Origin of the sequence: Luteimonas sp. 3794 (assembly GCF_031456825.1) — a bacterium.
Classification (GTDB): Bacteria; Pseudomonadota; Gammaproteobacteria; order Xanthomonadales; family Xanthomonadaceae; genus Luteimonas.
Genome location: NZ_JAVDVJ010000007.1, coordinates 83,623 through 101,158 on the forward strand (window position 1 = coordinate 83,623; position 17,536 = coordinate 101,158).

The following is a 17,536-nucleotide window of genomic DNA, read 5'->3' on the forward strand; positions in this document are numbered from 1 at the left end:
ATCCGCCAGACAACAGGGAGATCCGACATGAAGATTTCGACGTCCCGCGTCGCCGGCTGGCTCGTGGCGCTGTGCGGCATCGCGCTGCTCGCGGGCTGTGCCACCGGCCCCCGTATCACCACCGAGGCCGATCCTCGTGCGGATTTCTCGGCCTACCGCACCTGGTCCTTCTACACGCCGCTGGCGATCGAGAAGGACGGGTACGAGACCCAGACCAGCGAAATCACCAAGGCCGCCGTACGCGCCGAGATGGAGCGCCGCGGCTACCGCTACAGCGAAACCAATCCGGATCTGTGGGTGAACATCAACGCCTACATGGAACGTCGTACCGACGTGAGCAGCGTGCCGACGGTCGATTATGCGTACTACTACAGCTATCGCCACCGCGGTTATTTCGCGGTGCCGTACTGGAACGAACGCACCAGCGTGTACCGCTACACCGAGGGCACGATGAACGTCGATCTGGTCGATGCGCGCGAGAAGCGCCTCGTCTGGGAGGGCATCGCCGTTGGCCGGGTCGCCAACATGAGGCCGGACCAGCGCGCGCAGCGGATCAATTCGACGATCGCCGAGATCTTCGCGAACTACCCCCACCAGGCCGGCGCACGCGCGCAGGCCCTGTAAGTCGGGCATCCGCTGCTGCGGTGAAAAAACGGGCCTTGCGGCCCGTTTTTTTTGGTGGCATGCGCCGTCGGCTGGCGGACGAACGGCGGAAGTCTGTGCCAGTTTGAACCGCGTCCGGTAGCCGTCCAGTCCTCTCCCCGCCGCGTGACTGGGCCACTGACGACGGGCGTCCCATGTTCGAGTCCCGGCGCAGAGGAAGTCCGTCGAGACACGGGGGTCCAGCGTCGCGCAGCTGATCACCGAGGCATGACCCGTCAGGACCGTCGGGAGGGCGGTTCCGATCAGGGCCGATGTTCTGTCACGGGCCTCAGCGACACTGGCGTCATGCAGGCGGGTGGCAGCCCGCTTGGCCCGGCCGTGTTTCCAGCCCGGGCATGACCTGTGCCACGCGCGTTGTGCGGAATGCGGCGTCAGGCTGCGCAGCATTCAGCCTGCCTTGGCTAATCTCCCCGCCTGCCTGTTGGTGCCCAGATGTCAGAACCGATGCCTCCCGACGTGCCGGCGCCCCTGCGTCTTCGCGTGGGCGAGGCACTTGTCGATCTCGCCACGCGCGAGATCCTGATGCCCGATGCGCGCGGCCCCCGCCGCGTCACGCCGAAAGCCATCGGCGTGCTGCGGGTACTGGCGCGCGCGCCTGGTGCCGTGGTCGGACGCAACGAGCTGCTGGCCGAAGTCTGGCGCGATACCTTGCCGACCGACGATGTGCTGACCCAGGCCATCACCCAGCTGCGCAAGGCATTCGGCGTCGGCAGGATCGGCACCGAGGTGGGCAAGCGGTATATCGAGACGATCGCCAAGGGCGGGTACCGGCTAACCGTGCCGGTCGAGGTGCTCGCACCCGATCCGAACCCCGCCCTGCAGACCACCGGTGGACTCACCACCGATCCCGGGTTTGCCGCCACGCCGGCGACGACAGCCGCAGCGACGCCGACAGCCCGGCCACGCAACGCCGTGCTGCAACGCGGGCTCTGGCTGCTTGCGACAGCCGTGCTGGCGCTGATTTCGCTGGTGGTGGGCGGGCTCTGGGTGACGTGGGAATCCGCGGCGCTCCTGAATCCCTCCGCCGCAGCTGCGCCCGGACCGGCCCCGGTCAGCCGCCCCTACCGGCTCATCACCAGCGCGACGGGTTTCGCGCTGTCGCCCTCGCTGTCCCCCGATGCCTCCATGGTGGCCTACTCCGCTTCGGGGGTCGGTGGCGCCGCGCAGCAGACGGCCATCCTGGTCCAGACTACTTCGAGCGCGGCACCGCGCATCCTGTCGCGGCCCCCGCGCGGCGCGCTCGACGATCTACCGGCGTGGTCGCCCGACGGGCGCGAAATCGCATTCGCACGCTGGGAAGTTGATGGCGCCTGCCGTGTGCTGCTGGTCTCCGCCAACGGCGTGGGGGACGAACGCGAAGTGGCGCGATGTGACGGCAGCGATCTGTTGAGCTTCGACTGGCTGCCCGACGGCAGCGGCCTGCTGTTCGGCACCATGACCGGTGAGGGCCAGAAGACGCGGCTGCGCATCCTCGATCCCGTAGGCGGGCGCTGGCGCAATCTCGACTATGCCGGTGCGCCGGGTGATCTCGACTATGCACCTCAGATCTCCCCCGATGGCCGTTGGATCGGCTTCATCCGCAATCCGCAGATGGGCGATCTGTGGCGGGTGCCGGTTGGGGGGGGCACGCCCGAGCAGGTGACCCACCTCAATGCCGAGATGCGTGGCTGGTCATGGACGCCGGACGGGACGGCCATGGTGTTCGGTCTGCGTGTCGACAGCGAGGCAAGGCTGTATCGCGCCGATGTGGACGGCGGCGCTGTCGTCGACCTGGGGATCGAGGACGCGCAGATGCCGTCGATCTCGCCCCGCACCGGCATGATGGCCTTCGTGCACCGGCGTCCCCAGTTCGGGATCTACCGCGTGGACTGGGCCCGCGGTGACTGGGATCGCCTGTTCACGTCTTCGGGGCGCGATTCACAGCCGACGCTGGCGCCCGACGGTGAGCAGATGGTGTTCACGTCCGACCGGGCCGGTCGCTTCGAGTTGTGGTGGGGCCGGATCGGGGCACCCGATTCCTTGCGGCCGATCGAGGGCGTGCGGCCCGATACCCGGCAGGCCCCGTCCTGGTCTCCGGATGGCCGGAGTTTCCTGGTCACCGCACTGGATGCGTCCAATGAGCCCGTGATCATGGAGATAGAACCAGCGAGCGGTCGCATCACCCGCCTGGAGGTGCCGGGCGGCCGTCCTGCGCTGGCGGTATACGGCCCTGCGGGCACGCTGTTCGTGCTGGAGGAGGATCGCAAGGCAGGCGGCACGTCGCTCATCGCCTACACGCGCGCGAATTGGCAGCCCTTGGGACGTATCGAAGGCGTCTCGCAGGCGCAGTTCGACCACGCGCGCGATCGTCTGCTCTATACCCGCCTCGATGCCAGTGGGCTCTGGGCGGCGTCGCCGTCGCTGGAGCCTGAGACCATTGCGCGGCTCAGTACCACGGTGCCGTCCCGCTGGCGCTATCGCGGCTGGTCGCTGGCGCCCGACGGTCGCATCGCCTACCTCGACGCGACCCCCGCCTGCTGGACGCGGCTGTCTCGGTACCGCATCGAAACCGGGCAACTGGTGGGGGACGGGCAGGAGTGCGTCGACCCGATCACCCGTAGCGCCACCAACGGATTCTCGTTCGACGGCACCTCGTCCTACGTCTCGCTGGCCTCCGACGACGGCAGCGGCATCGGGTTCATGCCCCTGCCCGAAGACCGGCTGGAGCAATCGCGAACCCTCAAGTGGCTGATATCGCTGAGAAAAAAGCTGTCGTAAGTTCTTCGGAATTCCGTTCGGACCAATTTCGGCAAAGTCTAGGCGCTCCTTCCGGCAAGGGTCAGCCCATCCCGGCACAACGGTTGCCTCCAACAATGCGAAACGGGTGCCGGGATGTCGAACTGTCTGTGGGCTGTGCGTGGTCAGATGCTTGCATTCGAAGGTCTGGAACAAACCGCGCAGTGCATCGGCACCTCGCGCTTGGGCGGTGTGCAGGTGTCGGCACCGGTGTTCAACCTGTGGATCCAGGTGCGCGGTGACGGCTGGATCGAATCGCGCGAGGGGCGCTTCCGGATGCGTCGGGGCGACTGGATGGCCTTCGAGAAGGAATCCACGCCGCTGGTGCAGAGCGGACCGCAGGGGTTGTGCATCGGCGTCGCACTCGACGCCAGCGCACTCGATGCCCTCCAGGCGCTGAGCGACGGCAGTCTGTACGCGGGCCGCGGCCGTCTGCCCACCCGCGAGGTGCGTACCGTGTTCCGCCTGTGGCGGGAGGCGGCGCAGGCGCAGGGCGATGCACTGTCGGTGCGTCCGCTGCTGCTGCAGCTCGCCCATGTCCAGCGGGATCTGGCCGCCCGCGTGCGCCGCTGCCCCGGCCGCTCACGCAGCCGCAAGCGTCAGGTGTTCGGCCGCATGCAGCGCGCCCGCCTGTACCTCGAGGGCAACGCAGACCGCGTGGTGCGGATCAGCGAACTGGCGGACCTGACCAGCTTTTCGAGCTGGTACTTCTCCAAGGCCTTCCATGCGCTCTATGACGAAAGCCCACAGGCCCTGTCCGTGCGCCTGCGCCTAGAGCGTGCCGCGCAGCTGCTCCGCACCACCTCCATGATGGTGGGCGAAGTGGCCGCAGCCAGCGGCTTCGACAACTGTTGCAGTTTTGCACGTGCATTCAAGGCCCATCACGGCGTGCCCGCCAGCCGCTATCGCAGCAATCTGCGCCGTGGCTCGGCATTGGTCAACGAAGCCCAGGCATCGGCTTAACACAAGGGTGTGACACACGTCGCCTCCACGTGTGGCGGGACAGTGAAGCGCCACATTCGGCACAGACACCGAGTGGGCGTGGCAAGGCAGTGCGGGTGGTTCCGGACGTAACGTGCAATGGCGTCTTAACGCCTCAGTAACGCACACACTCTGGAGAGAGAACTTTGAAGAACCTTCGCACTCCCGCACTGCGGAAGGCCCTGCTGCCGGCCGCGATCCTCGCGGCTGTCGTCCCAGCGGTCACGTTCGCGCAGGAGCAGTCCGCGAGCGGCACCACAGAACTCGACCGCATCCAGGTCACCGGCTCGCGCATCCGCAAGGTGGATGTCGAGAACGCACAGCCGATCCAGACGATTTCGCGTACCGAAATCGAAAACCAGGGCTTCCAGTCCGTCGGCGACATCCTGCAGAACATTGCCGCGACGGGCAGCCCGGCGCTGAGCCGTTCGTCGCCGCTGAACTCCGGCGAAAGCCCGGGCGGTACGTATGTTGACCTGCGCAACCTCGGTCCGGAGCGCACCCTCGTGCTGCTCAACGGCCGTCGTCTGGGCGTCAACAATGATGGCTTGCAGGATCTGGCCACCGTGCCGTCCTCGATGGTCGAGCGTATCGAAGTGCTGAAGGACGGTGCCTCGTCCCTGTACGGCTCCGACGCCATCGCCGGTGTCATCAACATCATCACCCGTCGCAATTTCGACGGCGCCGAAATGAACGCCTATATCGGCCAGTACGGCGAAGGTGACGGTCAGACCCAGTCCTTCGATTTCACCATTGGTTCGCAGGGTGAGCGCAGCTCGGTTGTCTTCGGTGCGCAGTACGACAAGGAAGAGCCCGTCTGGGCGAAGGACCGTCCGTGGTCCCGCTTCTCGTATCCCGGCCAGGACGAAGCCAACAACTACACAACCGTCGGCCAGATCGGCAACATCCGGAATCCGGATCGGACCCCCGGCGCACCCGCGTGGCTGGTGCTGCGCGATGGCGGCGATCCGACCAACCTCGCCGACTATCGTCCCCAGGTCAATCCGGGTGGTGGCGTCATCGGCGATACGAGCAACGCCGCCGAACAGATGATGGTCAAGACGGGCATGGAGCGCACGTCGATCTTCACCAGCGTCGACTTCGATCTGACCGAGAACGTGCGCTTCTCGACCGACGCCAGCTTCAATCGTCGCGAAACCAGCGTGCAGGTGGCCGGCTATCCGCTGCAGAGCGGCATGCCGGACGTGCAGACGCCGATCAGTGCCGACAGCTACTTCAATCCGACTGGCGAGACGCTTGATTTCCGCCGTCGCGGCTGGGAAGTCCCGCGTACCACCGATCGCCGTCTCGACACCTACCGCTTCAGCGGCGTGTTCGAAGGTTCATTCGAAGTGGGCGAGAAGTTCTTCGACTGGGATGCGGGCTACCTCTTCACGCGCGGTGACGCAACGATTCGTGGCCGTGGCGACTTCAACAAGATCGCCGTGCGCGATGCAGTGGGCCCCTCGTTCCTTAACGCGAACGGCGTTGTCCAGTGCGGCACCGAGGCGAATCCAATCGCGCTGTCGGCCTGTACGCCCTGGAGCCCCGTACTGAGCGAAGGCCCGAACTCGTTGGCCAATCCGGACATCCAGAACCGCTTCTTCCTGACGGAAAACGCGACGTCCGAGACGACGACCCACAATTATTTTGCCAACGTGAGCGGCGCGATCGTCACGCTTCCGGCCGGTGACCTCAGCTTCGCTGCCGGCCTCGAAAACCGACGCGTCAAGGGCCGCTATTCGCCTGACGCGTTCGCGCAGACCGGCAATTCGACCAACCTGGCTGCGCAGGAAACCTCGGGCGGCTACAGCGTCAACGAAGCCTACCTCGAGCTCGACATTCCGCTGTTGGCGGATGTTCCGGGCGCACAGGAACTCGCGATCAACGTGGCAAGCCGTTACTCGGACTACGACGTCTTCGGTGATACCACCAACAGCAAGGCCAGCTTCCGCTGGCGTCCGATCGACGACGTGCTCGTCCGCGGCACGTGGGCAGAAGGTTTCCGCGCCCCGGCTGTCTCCGATCTTTATGGCGGTGTCGGCCAGACCTTCGACCGCTACGTTGATCCTTGCGATACGGTCGCTGGTGCGGCTGCAAGCAATCCGGACGTGTTTGCCCGCTGCGCGGCCGATATCGCCAATTACGCCGGCTATCGCCAGCGCGGCCAGGGCGGCACCGTCGCCTATGGAGGCCAGACGGGTACGCCGTTCCTCAGCGGCTCGAACCCAGAGCTGACCCCCGAAACCTCTGTCAGCCGCTCGCTGGGTATCGTCTACAGCCCGCAGTTCGTGCAGGGCCTGGGCGTCTCGCTGGACTGGTGGAAGACCAAGATCGACAACGTCGTGACGGCGTTCACCGCGTCGGGCATTCTCGCCGACTGCTATCTGTATGACATCGAGTCGCAGTGTCAGTACTTCACGCGTGACGAGGTCACCGGTACGGTTAACAGCTTGACCCGGGTTGGTCGCAATGCCGGTTACTGGGACATCGAAGGCTACGATTTCGAGGTCAACTATCGTCTCCCCGAGACCAGCGCCGGCACCTTTGGCGTTAACTGGGCGACGACGTACTACAGCGACTTCGAGATCAAGCCTGACAGCACCGACAACACCACACCACAGCCGCAGATCGGCTTCGGTGGCAACTTCCGCATCCGTTCGGTGGCGTCGCTGTCGTGGGACAAGGGTGACTTCGGTGCAACCTGGACCGCGCGCTACCACTCCAACATCAAGGAAGAGTGCTACTTCGACGATCCGTGCAACCTGCCCGATTACATCGACAGCGACAGCAATGCGATCGCCCAGAACAAGACCGGTTCCAACACGTTCAACGACGTGCAGGTTCGCTGGACCGCGCCTTGGAACGCGACGGTCTCCGTCGGTGTGAACAACGTGTTCGACCGGGTGGGTCCGCTGCTCTATACGCAGCCCAACAGCGGGTTCTCGTACTACGGCGGCTTTGATATCGGTCGCTTCACGTACATGAAGTACCAGCAGCGCTTCTGATCCATCAAGCGTCATGCATGATCAACTACGGCCCCGAAAGGGGCCGTAGTTGTTTGTGGACCGATGCCGAACTTCGATCACGGCATTTACAAAGTTGCGAAACAGCACCGTAGTTAAGTCTAGACGCCACTTGGGCGCGCGACTCATACACCGCATTCGGCTCAGCTTGGCGTGTATGGCCCAGACCAACCCAACGTTGCCGCACAGTTTGAGCCGGCGGTCCTCCCTGCTGTAACAGGTGAGCCTACGCGCCGGCTCGATTGATCAGGTGATGGAGCGGGTTCGATGGCACAAAGCGTCGCCGTGGCGACGACAGACGTCCGTCAGGCGGGCTGTGCGTCGGCCAAGCCCTGCAGGCGGTCTGCGTGCGCACGCCAGCCAGGAAGCTTGTCAATCACACCCGTGCGCTGGAGATAGTCCTCGCGGACATCTTCGCCGGAGGCCAGTGCGGTCGCGACATGAACGGCGCCGGTGATCCAGAAACTGCGGGTGCCCGCGCGCACAGGATCACGCTGGAAGGCGACGGCCTCGATGATCGGCATCGGCAGACCCCAAAGACCGAGCAGATAGGCGCCGGCTTCGGTGTGGCCGGGCGCATCTTCGGGCTGCGTCTCGGCCGGGGCACGTTCGTCGCGGACCCCCGGCAGCAGCAGGCCGATATCCGCAAGCAGTGCCGCGGTGGCACCGAGTTCCGCGCTGGATTCGGGCAGCATGCGGCGGGCGAGCTGCGACGCCAGGAGCGCGCGCTGCTGCATCGCAGGGCGGTCAAGATCGCTGCGTGCAGGACTCGCGAAGACTTCGCTGGCCAGCACCAGGTCGCGCATCGTCGCCATGCCCAGACGGGTGACCGCCGAACGCAGGTCGGTGATCGTGCGCCCAGCCGAGAAATAGGCGGAATTGCACAGTTGCAGCACCTTCGCGGCGATCGCGGGATCTCCGGCAATCAACTGCGCGACATCGTTGGCGTTGCTGTCTTCGTCGGATTCGAGCGCGTGCGCCAGCGCCAGATAAGTCTGTGGCGGCGACGGCAGTCGTTCGATCTTGCCGATGCGCTCGCGCAGATCCGGGTTGTCGAGCAGTTCGCGCAGTTCTTCCAGGCTGCCGATGGCCTCCAGCAGTTGGGCCTCGCCGACGGGCAGAGGCAGGAACCGGTGCGCGAGCGACAGCACGCGTGCGGGCGGCTGGCCACCGAACACCGCAATGCGCGAGGTCTCGGGGCGAAGCGTGCGGATCTGGCCCAGCAGCGTCGCGACCGGCATGTCCGGCAGCGTGGGTGCGACGACGACGACATCCTGCGGCGCATCGGTGATCAAGGCCGTGGCTGCGCTGCCGTCGGCGGCGCGCTGGACGTGCCAACCGTCATCCATTTCCGATACGAGAGAGACGAGGTCGGATGGCAGGCTGTCTTCGCCGCCCACGAACAGAATACGCACGATAGAAATCCCCTGATCGCCGCGACACCCGTTCGATGGCGCCGGCTCGTGACGATAGTAGCAACCACGCCGCTGCGGTCGCGGCGGCGTGGTGCGAACTGTGACGGCGTGAACGCCGTCACGGCGTTTACTCGGCCGCGTAGGCCGCGATCGCGTCGTTGAGCAGGGCCTTGGCTTCCGCCGCGTCGCCCCAGCCGCTGATCTTGACCCACTTGCCCTTCTCGAGATCCTTGTAGTGCTCGAAGAAGTGACCGATCCGCTCGAGCCAGTGCGCCGACACCTTGTCGAGATCGTCGACGTGCGCGTAGCCGCCGAACACCTTGTCGATCGGCACAGCGAGGATCTTCTCGTCGCTGCCGGCCTCGTCGGTCATTTTCAGCACGCCCACCGGGCGGCAACGGATCACCGAGCCGGGAATCAGCGGCAGCGGCAGCACCACCAGCACATCGGCCGGATCGCCGTCGCCGCAGACGGTGTTGGGCACGTAGCCGTAGTTGCAGGGGTAGCGCATCGGCGTGGACAGGATGCGGTCGACGAAGATCGCGCCGCTTTCCTTGTCCACTTCGTACTTGACCGGCTCGGCGTCCTTCGGGATTTCGATGATCACGTTGATTTCGTCCGGCGGGTTCTTGCCGGTGGAGACGGAGTCCAGGCCCATGCGTCGCTTCCGATGTTCGATGTGGACCGGCATTTTACGGCAACCATGTTGCGGCGCAGCGCCGGTGATGGTTTCCCCTGCAACGGAGCCGGCGGGTCGCGACCCAGGGTACGCCCCAGTATGGTCGCGCCATACGCAGGCGTACATATGGAACCCCGCTTCGCTCGCCACAGGTTTTTGCCATGACCTCGCTCGATCCGCAGCTGCAATCCGCGTCCCAAGCCCGCACTGGCGTCTGGGAGCCGTCGCTCGATCAACACGCCCGGCTCGATCCGGTCATGGTCGGGCAGACGCCGTGGGACCCCGCCGCCCGTGCAGGCACGGATGGCGCCCAGCTGGATACGGGCGCCACGCGCATTGACGGTGACGGCACGAATGAAGGCGGCCGCACACGCTCACAGACCACCGACGGCAAGCCGGTACTCGTCGATCCTTTGCACCAGTCGGCGGAAGTCACGATCACGCGCGAGCGCACCGCGGTCGAGCAGGACGGGCAGCTCTATGCGGTCTCCGACCAGCTCGTGTTCACCACCGGCAACGGCAACGACAACGTCCGCGTGACCCAGGGCGCGAACGGCGCGCTGGCGCTCGACGTCAACGGCGAAACCTATGCCCTGGAACTAGCCGCCGGACAGGAGATCACCATCCGCGGTGGCGACGGCGACGACACCATCGAGGTTGCGGAAGGGGTCGCGGTGAATTTCGTCATCGAGGGTGGCAGTGGCGACAACACGATTTCGGCGCTCGGCGCCGGCGATGACCGGGTGATCGGCGGGGCCGGCAACGACACGATCACCGTCGGCGAAGGCAACAACTACGTCTACGGCGGCGCCGGTGACGACACGATCGGCGTCGAAGGTGCCGGTCGCAACGTGCTCTACGGCGGCGATGGCGCCGACCGCATCACCGCAGGCCGGGGCTTCGATTACGTGGATGGCGGCGCCGGCAGCGACCACATCGAAGGCGTGGCGGGCAATAACGTGCTGATCGGCGGTACCGGGACCAACACCATCCACACGGGCATCGGCGATACGCGCGTGTACGCCGGTGACGACAGCACGGTGCTCAACCAGGGCGGCGCGTCGGTGGTCTACGCTAGCGAGGCCATCGCCGACCGCATCAGCGCCGAGAACGGTGGCCGCAACACCGTGGTCAACGTCGCCATTGATCCCGCGCTCGGCCGCAGCATGCGCATCGAGGGCTCGGAATCGTTCGTGAGCCGCGTGCAGGCAGATATCGAAATGCTGCGCGCCTCGCCCAATGGCCAGCAGATGCTGGCCGAGTTCGACCAGGCAGCCGTCAGCGGCCACGTCGTGACGATCCGCGAACTGCAGAACGAGCAGAACGGCTACGCGAGCATGGTGCCCGGCTACATCCAGAACGGGCAGGCCGGCCCTGGGACCGACGTGACGATCTCCTACAACCCGCAGTTCTTCGTTGAAGATCTGCCCGCGCCTTCGGTGATCCTGTATCACGAGATGTCGCACGCGTTCAATGGCGTGACCGGAACCTTCATGCCCGGTCCCTTCACCGGAACCTCGACGCCCGACGACGCGCGCGACGCCGCCGCCGGCGTCCCCAATCTCGAACGGCAGGCCGTGGGTCTGCCCAGCAGCCATCCCGAGTACGACTATGGCGACGGCCGTGTCACCAGTTCCAATCCCCACGCGCTGACCGAAAACGGCATTCGAGGCGAAATGGGGCTGGATCTGCGACCGAGCTACGCGCTGCCCTGAGAAGAAGTGAGGCCACGGTGGTTCGATTGATGTGCGAGCACGCCGGTTGGCGCGGCGTGATGTCGCCTGAACATGTGGCGTCCTGTGTGCCGCTACGATCGTTTCTTTCCCCGCTCAAGGAGTGCGCATGACATCGGCCATCACGCGCGGTCCCAGGCTGTCCTCGTTGGCCGCCATGACCGTGCTGCTCCTGTGCGCGCAGGCAACCGCCTGTGCACAGACATCGCCCACCCGCGTTTCCGAAGCGCACGAGAGTTCTGCAATGTCGCCCAATACCACCCGGATCGAATCGGACACGCTTGTCCTTGACGTCCGTTTCGACGCGCGCGTCGGTGCGCCCATCCAGGTGCAGTACCGGCTGGCGAACATCAGCCCGACGCCGCTGGCGGTATTCGACCGCGGTGATCGCCATGCCGTGCTCACCGGGCGGCATGCGACCGGCGACATCGGCATGCCCGCCACACGCGATGAGGGGGGCGGCGATGTCACCCTATCGCATGCGGCCAGGCCCCTGCCGAGTCCGTCGCCGACATTGCCGCCAGTGCCGCTCGCGGCAAAAGTCACGCCCGGTGGCGTGTTGGAAGGGGCATTCACTGCATCGCCGATGACACTCGATGCGCCGAAGCGCTTGCGCTGGTGCCTGGGCGTGTCCGCTTTCGACGCAGCGTACTTCCGCAGCCCCGAGCAGGTGCGCGATGTGGAAGTCTGGCATGCGAGCTTCGACGAAGCGGGCCGGCAGCGCATTGTCTGCACCCCGTGGTTCGACCTCGCTGCAGGTACGTTCGAGCGTTGACGACAGCGCCGGCGCTGGAGAACACCAGGGTCAGTCATCGTCGTTGACTGGCACCCGGGGTGACGCCAGGCCAGCTTGCGTGAGCGTGCCTAGGCGGGAACAGACATCGAGTCCGCGTAGCGACTCTCATCAACGGGCTGCACTGCGACAACCGGCATCGACTCCATGCCAGCCTCGGCGACACGCCGACCATCTCCAGCATTCCGATGCCGCTGAACAATAGGGTTGCTTTACGCAGTTCGTGCCACGGTCCCTCATGCCCGCTCCGCATGCGACCCACACACCATCGGTGCGTGGGTTGCATACCGTGATGCCCACAATCAGAGCAACGGCACCCGCAGCAAGGCGACGATATTGATGATCTTGATCCGCACCTGCGGCGCGCCCTCACCCTGTTCCCCTCTCCCAGAGGGAGAGGGGCGGAGGCGTCGAGCGGGGTCAGCTTCGACTAGAGCAGTGGGACCAGAAGCAACGCGACGATATTGATGATCTTGATCAGGGGATTGATCGCCGGGCCCGCGGTGTCCTTGTAGGGATCGCCGACGGTATCGCCGGTCACAGCGGCCTTGTGCGCTTCGCTGCCTTTGCCACCGAAATGTCCGTCCTCGATGTACTTCTTGGCGTTGTCCCAGGCGCCGCCGCCGGTCGTCATCGAAATCGCGACGAACAGCCCGGTGACGATGGTGCCGATCAAAAGGCCACCGAGCGCGCGGATGCCGGCGCCGGGTCCCATCAGCGCGTTCATGCCGAGCGCGACGACCACCGGCACCAGCACCGGCAGCAGCGAGGGCACGATCATTTCCTTGATCGCGGATTTCGTCAGCATGTCGACCGCGCGCGAGTAGTCGGGCTTCGCGGTGCCGGCCATGATGCCGGGGATCTCGCGGAACTGCCGACGCACTTCCTCGACCACCGCGCCTGCCGCGCGGCCGACGGCTTCCATCGCCATCGCGCCGAACAGGTACGGAATCAGGCCGCCGATGAACAGGCCGATGATCACCGCCGGATCCGCCAGATCGAAGCGGAACTCAGTGCCCGGATACTTCGCTTCCAGGTTGTGGGTGAAGTCGGCGAACAGCACCAGCGCCGCGAGCGCGGCCGAGCCGATCGCATAGCCCTTGGTCACCGCCTTGGTGGTGTTGCCCACCGCGTCCAGCGGATCGGTGACGTCGCGCACGTCGGACGGCAGTTCCGCCATTTCGGCGATGCCGCCGGCGTTGTCGGTGATCGGCCCGTACGCATCGAGCGCGACGATCATGCCGGCCATCGACAGCATCGCCGTCGCCGCGATCGCGATGCCGTACAGGCCTGCGAACGAGAAGCACGCCCAGATCGCGAAGCACACCGCGATCACCGGCATCGCGGTCGACTTCATCGACACGCCTAGGCCGGCGATGATGTTGGTGCCGTGTCCGGTCGTCGACGCCTGCGCGATGTGCTTGACCGGCGCGTACTGCGTGCCGGTGTAGTACTCGGTGATCCAGACGATCGCGCCGGTCAGCAGCAGGCCGATCAGCGCGCACCAGTAGAGGTTGGTCGGGCCGTGCGCGTTGTCGGCCATCAGTTGCTGGGTGACCGGCCAGAACAGTGCCGCGGCGATCACACCCGAGACGATCACGCCCTTGTACAGCGCGCCCATGATCGAGCCGCCCGGCTTCACCTTGACGAAGAAGGTGCCGACGATCGACGCCAGGATCGACGCGCCGCCGAGTACCAGCGGATACAGCACGCCGTTCGCACCGACGGTCGACGCCATCAGGAAGCCGAGCAGCATCGTCGCGATCACGGTGACCGCATAGGTCTCGAACAGATCGGCCGCCATGCCCGCGCAGTCGCCGACGTTGTCGCCGACGTTGTCGGCGATCACCGCGGGATTGCGCGGGTCGTCCTCGGGAATGCCGGCTTCGACCTTGCCCACCAGGTCCGCGCCGACGTCGGCGCCCTTGGTGAAGATGCCGCCACCCAGGCGCGCGAAGATCGAGATCAACGAACTGCCGAACGCCAGGCCCACCAGCGCGTGCAGCGCGGCTTCGTCGGCGATGCCGAAGCGCGGCAGCAGCATCCAGTAACCGGCCACGCCAAGCAGGCCGAGGCCGACGACCAGCATGCCGGTGATCGCTCCGCCGCGGAATGCGACATCCATGGCCGGCCCGATGCCGCGACGCGCCGCTTCCGCCGTGCGCACGTTGGCCTTCACCGACACGTTCATGCCGATGTAGCCCGCCGCGCCCGACAGCACCGCGCCGAGCAGGAAGCCGATGCCGGTGGCCCAGCCGAGAAACACGCTGATCAGCACGAACAGCACGGCGCCGACGATCGAGATCGTCAGATATTGTCGATTGAGGTATGCGCGGGCGCCTTCCTGGATCGCCCCTGCGATCTCCTGCATCCGCGCGTTGCCGGCCGGTTGCCTGTTGATCCAGCCGGCGGAAATCACGCCGTAGAGAATCGCGATGGCGGCACAACCCAGTGCCAGCCACAAACCGTGTTGCTCGAGCATGGAAACCCCTCCCAGAGTCGGTATGCCAAGACGAAACAGCGGTGCAGCGTTGGTGCGCGCCGACTATGGCACAGGCCGTGGAGGTCGGGATCGAGCGACAGGCTCGAGGGGTATGGGACCGCGCCGCGATCTGCCGCCACGCCCCGAGTGGCCGCGCATCGATGTTGCAGCGCACGAATACCTGGCCCCCCGGGAGAGTCTCCACTGCGAGCCGCGCGCCGCGCGAACTGGCACTCGGGTGATCGGTCTTCGGCGGATGAGCGGACGCGGTTCATGCGGATCCGCATCGCGCGGTCCCATGAATGCGACCCGCGTGGCGAGTCTGAATCGCAGGGCCTTCCATACCCGTTCGGAGGGATGGAAAGGGCGCTGCGATGCCGCCATGATGCATGGGTTCACGACTTTTCGACGCGCCCATGTCCTCTACGATTCTCGACTTTCTGTCCGGTGGCCTGCTGCAGTTCGGCTGGGTCGCGATGCTGGTCTATCTGCTGGTCGCCACGCAGTTGACGATCTTCGCCGTCACCCTGTATCTGCATCGCAGCCAGGCGCATCGCGGCGTGGATTTCCATCCGGTGATCGCACACTTCTTCCGCTTCTGGACGTGGCTGACCACGTCGATGATCACGCGCGAGTGGGTGGCGATCCATCGCAAGCATCACGCCAAGTGCGAGACCGAGGACGATCCGCACAGCCCGCGCTTCAAGGGCATCAAGACCGTGTTCTGGCAGGGCGTGGAGCTGTATCGCGAGGCGCGCGGTATGCGCGCCGACATCGAGCAGTACGGCAAGGGCGCGCCCAACGACTGGATCGAGCGCAAGCTTTATACGCCGTGGGCGACCTTCGGCCCGACCCTGCTGCTGTTCGTCAGCTTCGCGCTGTTCGGCTTCAAGGGCATCGCGGTGTGGGCGATCCAGATGGCGTGGATTCCGTTCTGGGCGGCGGGTGTCGTCAACGGCCTCGGCCACTGGTGGGGCTACCGCAATTTCGAAACCACCGACACCGCGACGAACCTGACGCCGTGGGGCGTGTGGATCGGCGGCGAGGAACTGCACAACAACCACCATGCGTTTCCCAGCTCGGCGAAGTTCGCGCTGCGCAAGTGGGAATTCGACATTGGCTGGGCGGTCATCAAGGGTTTGGAATCGGTGCGTCTGGCGAAGGTGCTGCGCGTCGCGCCGTCGCTCGACATCCGTCCCAACATCCACGTGCCGGATACCGACACCATGCGCGCCCTGCTCGCGCATCGCTTCCAGGCGATGACCGATTTCCAGCGCAACGTGCTCAAGCCGGCGCTGCGTGAGGAAGCGCAGGCGGCAGGTGCGCGGCTGCGCAAGCTGTTGCCGCGTCAGCTGCGCAAGGGCCTGGTGGATGATGGCCGCTGGTTGCAGCCGGATGCGCGTCAGCAGCTGCACCAGTGGGTCGAGCAGCGCCCGCGCATCCGCACGCTGGTCGAGCATCGCGCGCGCCTGAGGGCGCTGCTCGAAGCGCGTTCGCAGAACGCCAGCGATGCGTTGCAGAACCTGCAGGCGTGGTGCCGAGAAGCCGAGGCCAGTGGCATCCGCGCGCTGCAGGAGTATTCGGCGCGGCTCAAGGGGTATTCGCTGCAGAGCGCGCACGCCTGAAACCTCGCGCCGTGATCGCCACAGGAAGGCCGGTCCAGCAACGGATCGGCCGCGCCGCATGCGCGCTATTCGCGATTGTCGTCGCGACGGGCGCCGGCGCGCAGGTCACGCGCACGGTCGAGTATCTCGACCACATGGACACCGATGGCGATGGCCGCGTCTCGCTCGCCGAGTACCAGGCGTGGATGCGTTACGGCTTCGACCGGATGGACCGCAATGGCGATGGCGTGCTGACGGCCGATGAGCTGCCGGGCGGCAAAGGGCGACCGGTGACGCTGTCGGAACACATGGCCAAGTTGGCGGCGACGTTCAACCGGCAGGACACCAACCGCGACGGGTATCTCGACGCGCGCGAGCTCGCGGCGCCGCCGCAGAGGTAGCTGCGCGCTCCAGCGCCGACACACGCGTGGGCTGCGCATCGCCTGCCGATTAGCTGGCGCATCGCGACAACGTTCGCTCGTCGGGCCCGTTGCGGACGCCTCGGGGGAATTGCATGGCAGCAACGTCTCCGCGCACGTTCGTGAAGGTGTGCCCTGTGCATGACGTATGAGCATGAGCGTCGCGGCACAGGACTTTCGCAGTATCCGTGCGCACGTCCATGGACTCCCGCCTTCGCGGGAGTCACGGGAATTTTCCGAGCCTCCTAGACACTTCGTCGTAACTCCACGTTTAACTCCACCGTGGCTGAGTCACGACACCCATCAGGTCCCGCGGACGGTGCGTGCACGATGCTTTCGTTGTTGTCCTCGGCCGAATAACAACCCGGCCTGATCAGCACGCAGCTGCCGCGTGCCGCGATCGGCCAGATGAGTGGCGGCGCTACTGCGCTCAATCGGTACAGGCGGCCCGCAGCACCGGATCATCCGCCTCGAGGTCACGCCAGCGCGCATTGCGCAGCGTGCCGTCATCTTCGAATACGACTTGGTCGACCATATCGGCGCGGCGTTGCCCGGCGCAGTCGAACAGCACGCCGAACTGGCGTGAGGGCTGCCAGCGTCCGATCAGCAGCACCTGGGTCAGCACCTGATTGGGCATCGCCGCGTTGCGGCGGTCGAAGCGGTGGTCGATCGCGATCAGCCGGTTGCTCTGCGGCACCACATAGGTCCACGGGCGGTACCAGACGCGGATCTCGTTGGTGGACGCGATCTCCACCGCGTCGGGGAGGCTGCTGCGGGCGCGGTCGAGCCACGAATACTCCAGCCAGATCGCCATCAGCAGCATGCCCAGACCCGCCGAGGCCGGAATGACCCAGCCGGGCAGGCGCTTGCCGACGACGAAGTTGAGCGTCAGGGCAACGCCCGCCAGGGCGAATCCGGCGGCGATGATGGCAACGAATTCCAGCAGCATGGCGGGTCCTGGCAGAG

Annotated in this window: 12 protein-coding genes; 8 read left to right on the forward strand and 4 right to left on the reverse strand. The window is 65.9% G+C overall.

Annotated elements, in window-relative coordinates; genetic code table 11:
- Nucleotides 1-27: 27 nt before the first annotated feature.
- From J2X52_RS11425 to J2X52_RS11440, 4 genes are all read left to right on the forward strand, one after another.
- On the forward strand, nt 28-624 hold the full coding sequence (locus tag J2X52_RS11425; RefSeq protein ID WP_310153176.1) for a DUF4136 domain-containing protein: 597 nt from the start codon (nt 28-30) through the stop codon (nt 622-624).
- A 483-nt stretch (nt 625-1,107) separates the two neighbouring features.
- Nucleotides 1,108-3,420: a winged helix-turn-helix domain-containing protein gene (locus J2X52_RS11430; RefSeq protein ID WP_310153179.1), complete on the forward strand. Its 2,313-nt coding sequence runs from the start codon at nt 1,108-1,110 to the stop codon at nt 3,418-3,420.
- Nucleotides 3,421-3,567: 147 nt separating this feature from the next.
- Nucleotides 3,568-4,401, forward strand: coding sequence for an AraC family transcriptional regulator (locus tag J2X52_RS11435; protein ID WP_310153345.1), 834 nt, complete (start codon nt 3,568-3,570; stop codon nt 4,399-4,401).
- Between the two features lie 164 nt (nt 4,402-4,565).
- Nucleotides 4,566-7,427: a TonB-dependent receptor gene (locus tag J2X52_RS11440; protein ID WP_310153182.1), complete on the forward strand. Its 2,862-nt coding sequence runs from the start codon at nt 4,566-4,568 to the stop codon at nt 7,425-7,427.
- 323 nt (nt 7,428-7,750) lie between these two features.
- On the opposite strand, the gene J2X52_RS11445 is transcribed toward J2X52_RS11440, so the two are convergent.
- Nucleotides 7,751-8,860 carry an HDOD domain-containing protein gene (locus J2X52_RS11445; RefSeq protein WP_310153186.1) on the reverse strand — a complete coding sequence of 370 codons (1,110 nt, stop codon included), beginning with the start codon at nt 8,858-8,860 and terminating at the stop codon, nt 7,751-7,753.
- Nucleotides 8,861-8,987: 127 nt separating this feature from the next.
- Nucleotides 8,988-9,518 carry an inorganic diphosphatase gene (ppa, locus tag J2X52_RS11450; protein ID WP_310153188.1) on the reverse strand — a complete coding sequence of 177 codons (531 nt, stop codon included), beginning with the start codon at nt 9,516-9,518 and terminating at the stop codon, nt 8,988-8,990.
- A gap of 182 nt (nt 9,519-9,700) precedes the next feature.
- Between ppa and J2X52_RS11455 the strand changes: the two genes are divergently transcribed.
- Nucleotides 9,701-11,254, forward strand: coding sequence for a M91 family zinc metallopeptidase (locus tag J2X52_RS11455; RefSeq protein WP_310153190.1), 1,554 nt, complete (start codon nt 9,701-9,703; stop codon nt 11,252-11,254).
- A 262-nt stretch (nt 11,255-11,516) separates the two neighbouring features.
- Nucleotides 11,517-12,047 (forward strand): hypothetical protein, encoded by a 531-nt coding sequence (locus J2X52_RS11460; protein ID WP_310153193.1) that lies wholly within the window; start codon nt 11,517-11,519, stop codon nt 12,045-12,047.
- Nucleotides 12,048-12,495: 448 nt separating this feature from the next.
- Here the strand turns inward: J2X52_RS11460 and J2X52_RS11465 are convergent, their stop codons facing one another.
- Nucleotides 12,496-14,547 carry a sodium-translocating pyrophosphatase gene (locus J2X52_RS11465; protein ID WP_310153196.1) on the reverse strand — a complete coding sequence of 684 codons (2,052 nt, stop codon included), beginning with the start codon at nt 14,545-14,547 and terminating at the stop codon, nt 12,496-12,498.
- A gap of 389 nt (nt 14,548-14,936) precedes the next feature.
- Between J2X52_RS11465 and J2X52_RS11470 the strand changes: the two genes are divergently transcribed.
- Both J2X52_RS11470 and J2X52_RS11475 read left to right on the forward strand, forming a co-directional pair.
- A complete protein-coding gene (locus J2X52_RS11470) occupies nt 14,937-16,172 on the forward strand; it encodes a fatty acid desaturase (RefSeq protein ID WP_310153199.1) in 1,236 nt (411 codons plus the stop codon).
- Between the two features lie 14 nt (nt 16,173-16,186).
- Complete coding sequence (locus J2X52_RS11475; protein WP_310153348.1) at nt 16,187-16,552, forward strand: EF-hand domain-containing protein; 366 nt, start codon at nt 16,187-16,189, stop codon at nt 16,550-16,552.
- A gap of 448 nt (nt 16,553-17,000) precedes the next feature.
- On the opposite strand, the gene J2X52_RS11480 is transcribed toward J2X52_RS11475, so the two are convergent.
- Nucleotides 17,001-17,519 carry a hypothetical protein gene (locus J2X52_RS11480; RefSeq protein ID WP_310153202.1) on the reverse strand — a complete coding sequence of 173 codons (519 nt, stop codon included), beginning with the start codon at nt 17,517-17,519 and terminating at the stop codon, nt 17,001-17,003.
- Nucleotides 17,520-17,536: the final 17 nt, after the last annotated feature.

What these genes read in the sequence shown, in the direction of transcription:
- J2X52_RS11470 (WP_310153199.1), top strand. Translation starts at nt 14,937, where the DNA reads ATGGGTTCACGACTTTTCGACGCGCCCATGTCCTCTACGATTCTCGAC.
- J2X52_RS11465 (WP_310153196.1), bottom strand. Translation starts at nt 14,547, where the DNA reads ATGCTCGAGCAACACGGTTTGTGGCTGGCACTGGGTTGTGCCGCCATC.
- J2X52_RS11425 (WP_310153176.1), top strand. Translation starts at nt 28, where the DNA reads ATGAAGATTTCGACGTCCCGCGTCGCCGGCTGGCTCGTGGCGCTGTGC.
- J2X52_RS11480 (WP_310153202.1), bottom strand. Translation starts at nt 17,519, where the DNA reads ATGCTGCTGGAATTCGTTGCCATCATCGCCGCCGGATTCGCCCTGGCG.
- J2X52_RS11435 (WP_310153345.1), top strand. Translation starts at nt 3,568, where the DNA reads ATGCTTGCATTCGAAGGTCTGGAACAAACCGCGCAGTGCATCGGCACC.
- J2X52_RS11460 (WP_310153193.1), top strand. Translation starts at nt 11,517, where the DNA reads ATGTCGCCCAATACCACCCGGATCGAATCGGACACGCTTGTCCTTGAC.
- J2X52_RS11430 (WP_310153179.1), top strand. Translation starts at nt 1,108, where the DNA reads ATGCCTCCCGACGTGCCGGCGCCCCTGCGTCTTCGCGTGGGCGAGGCA.
- ppa (WP_310153188.1), bottom strand. Translation starts at nt 9,518, where the DNA reads ATGGGCCTGGACTCCGTCTCCACCGGCAAGAACCCGCCGGACGAAATC.
- J2X52_RS11455 (WP_310153190.1), top strand. Translation starts at nt 9,701, where the DNA reads ATGACCTCGCTCGATCCGCAGCTGCAATCCGCGTCCCAAGCCCGCACT.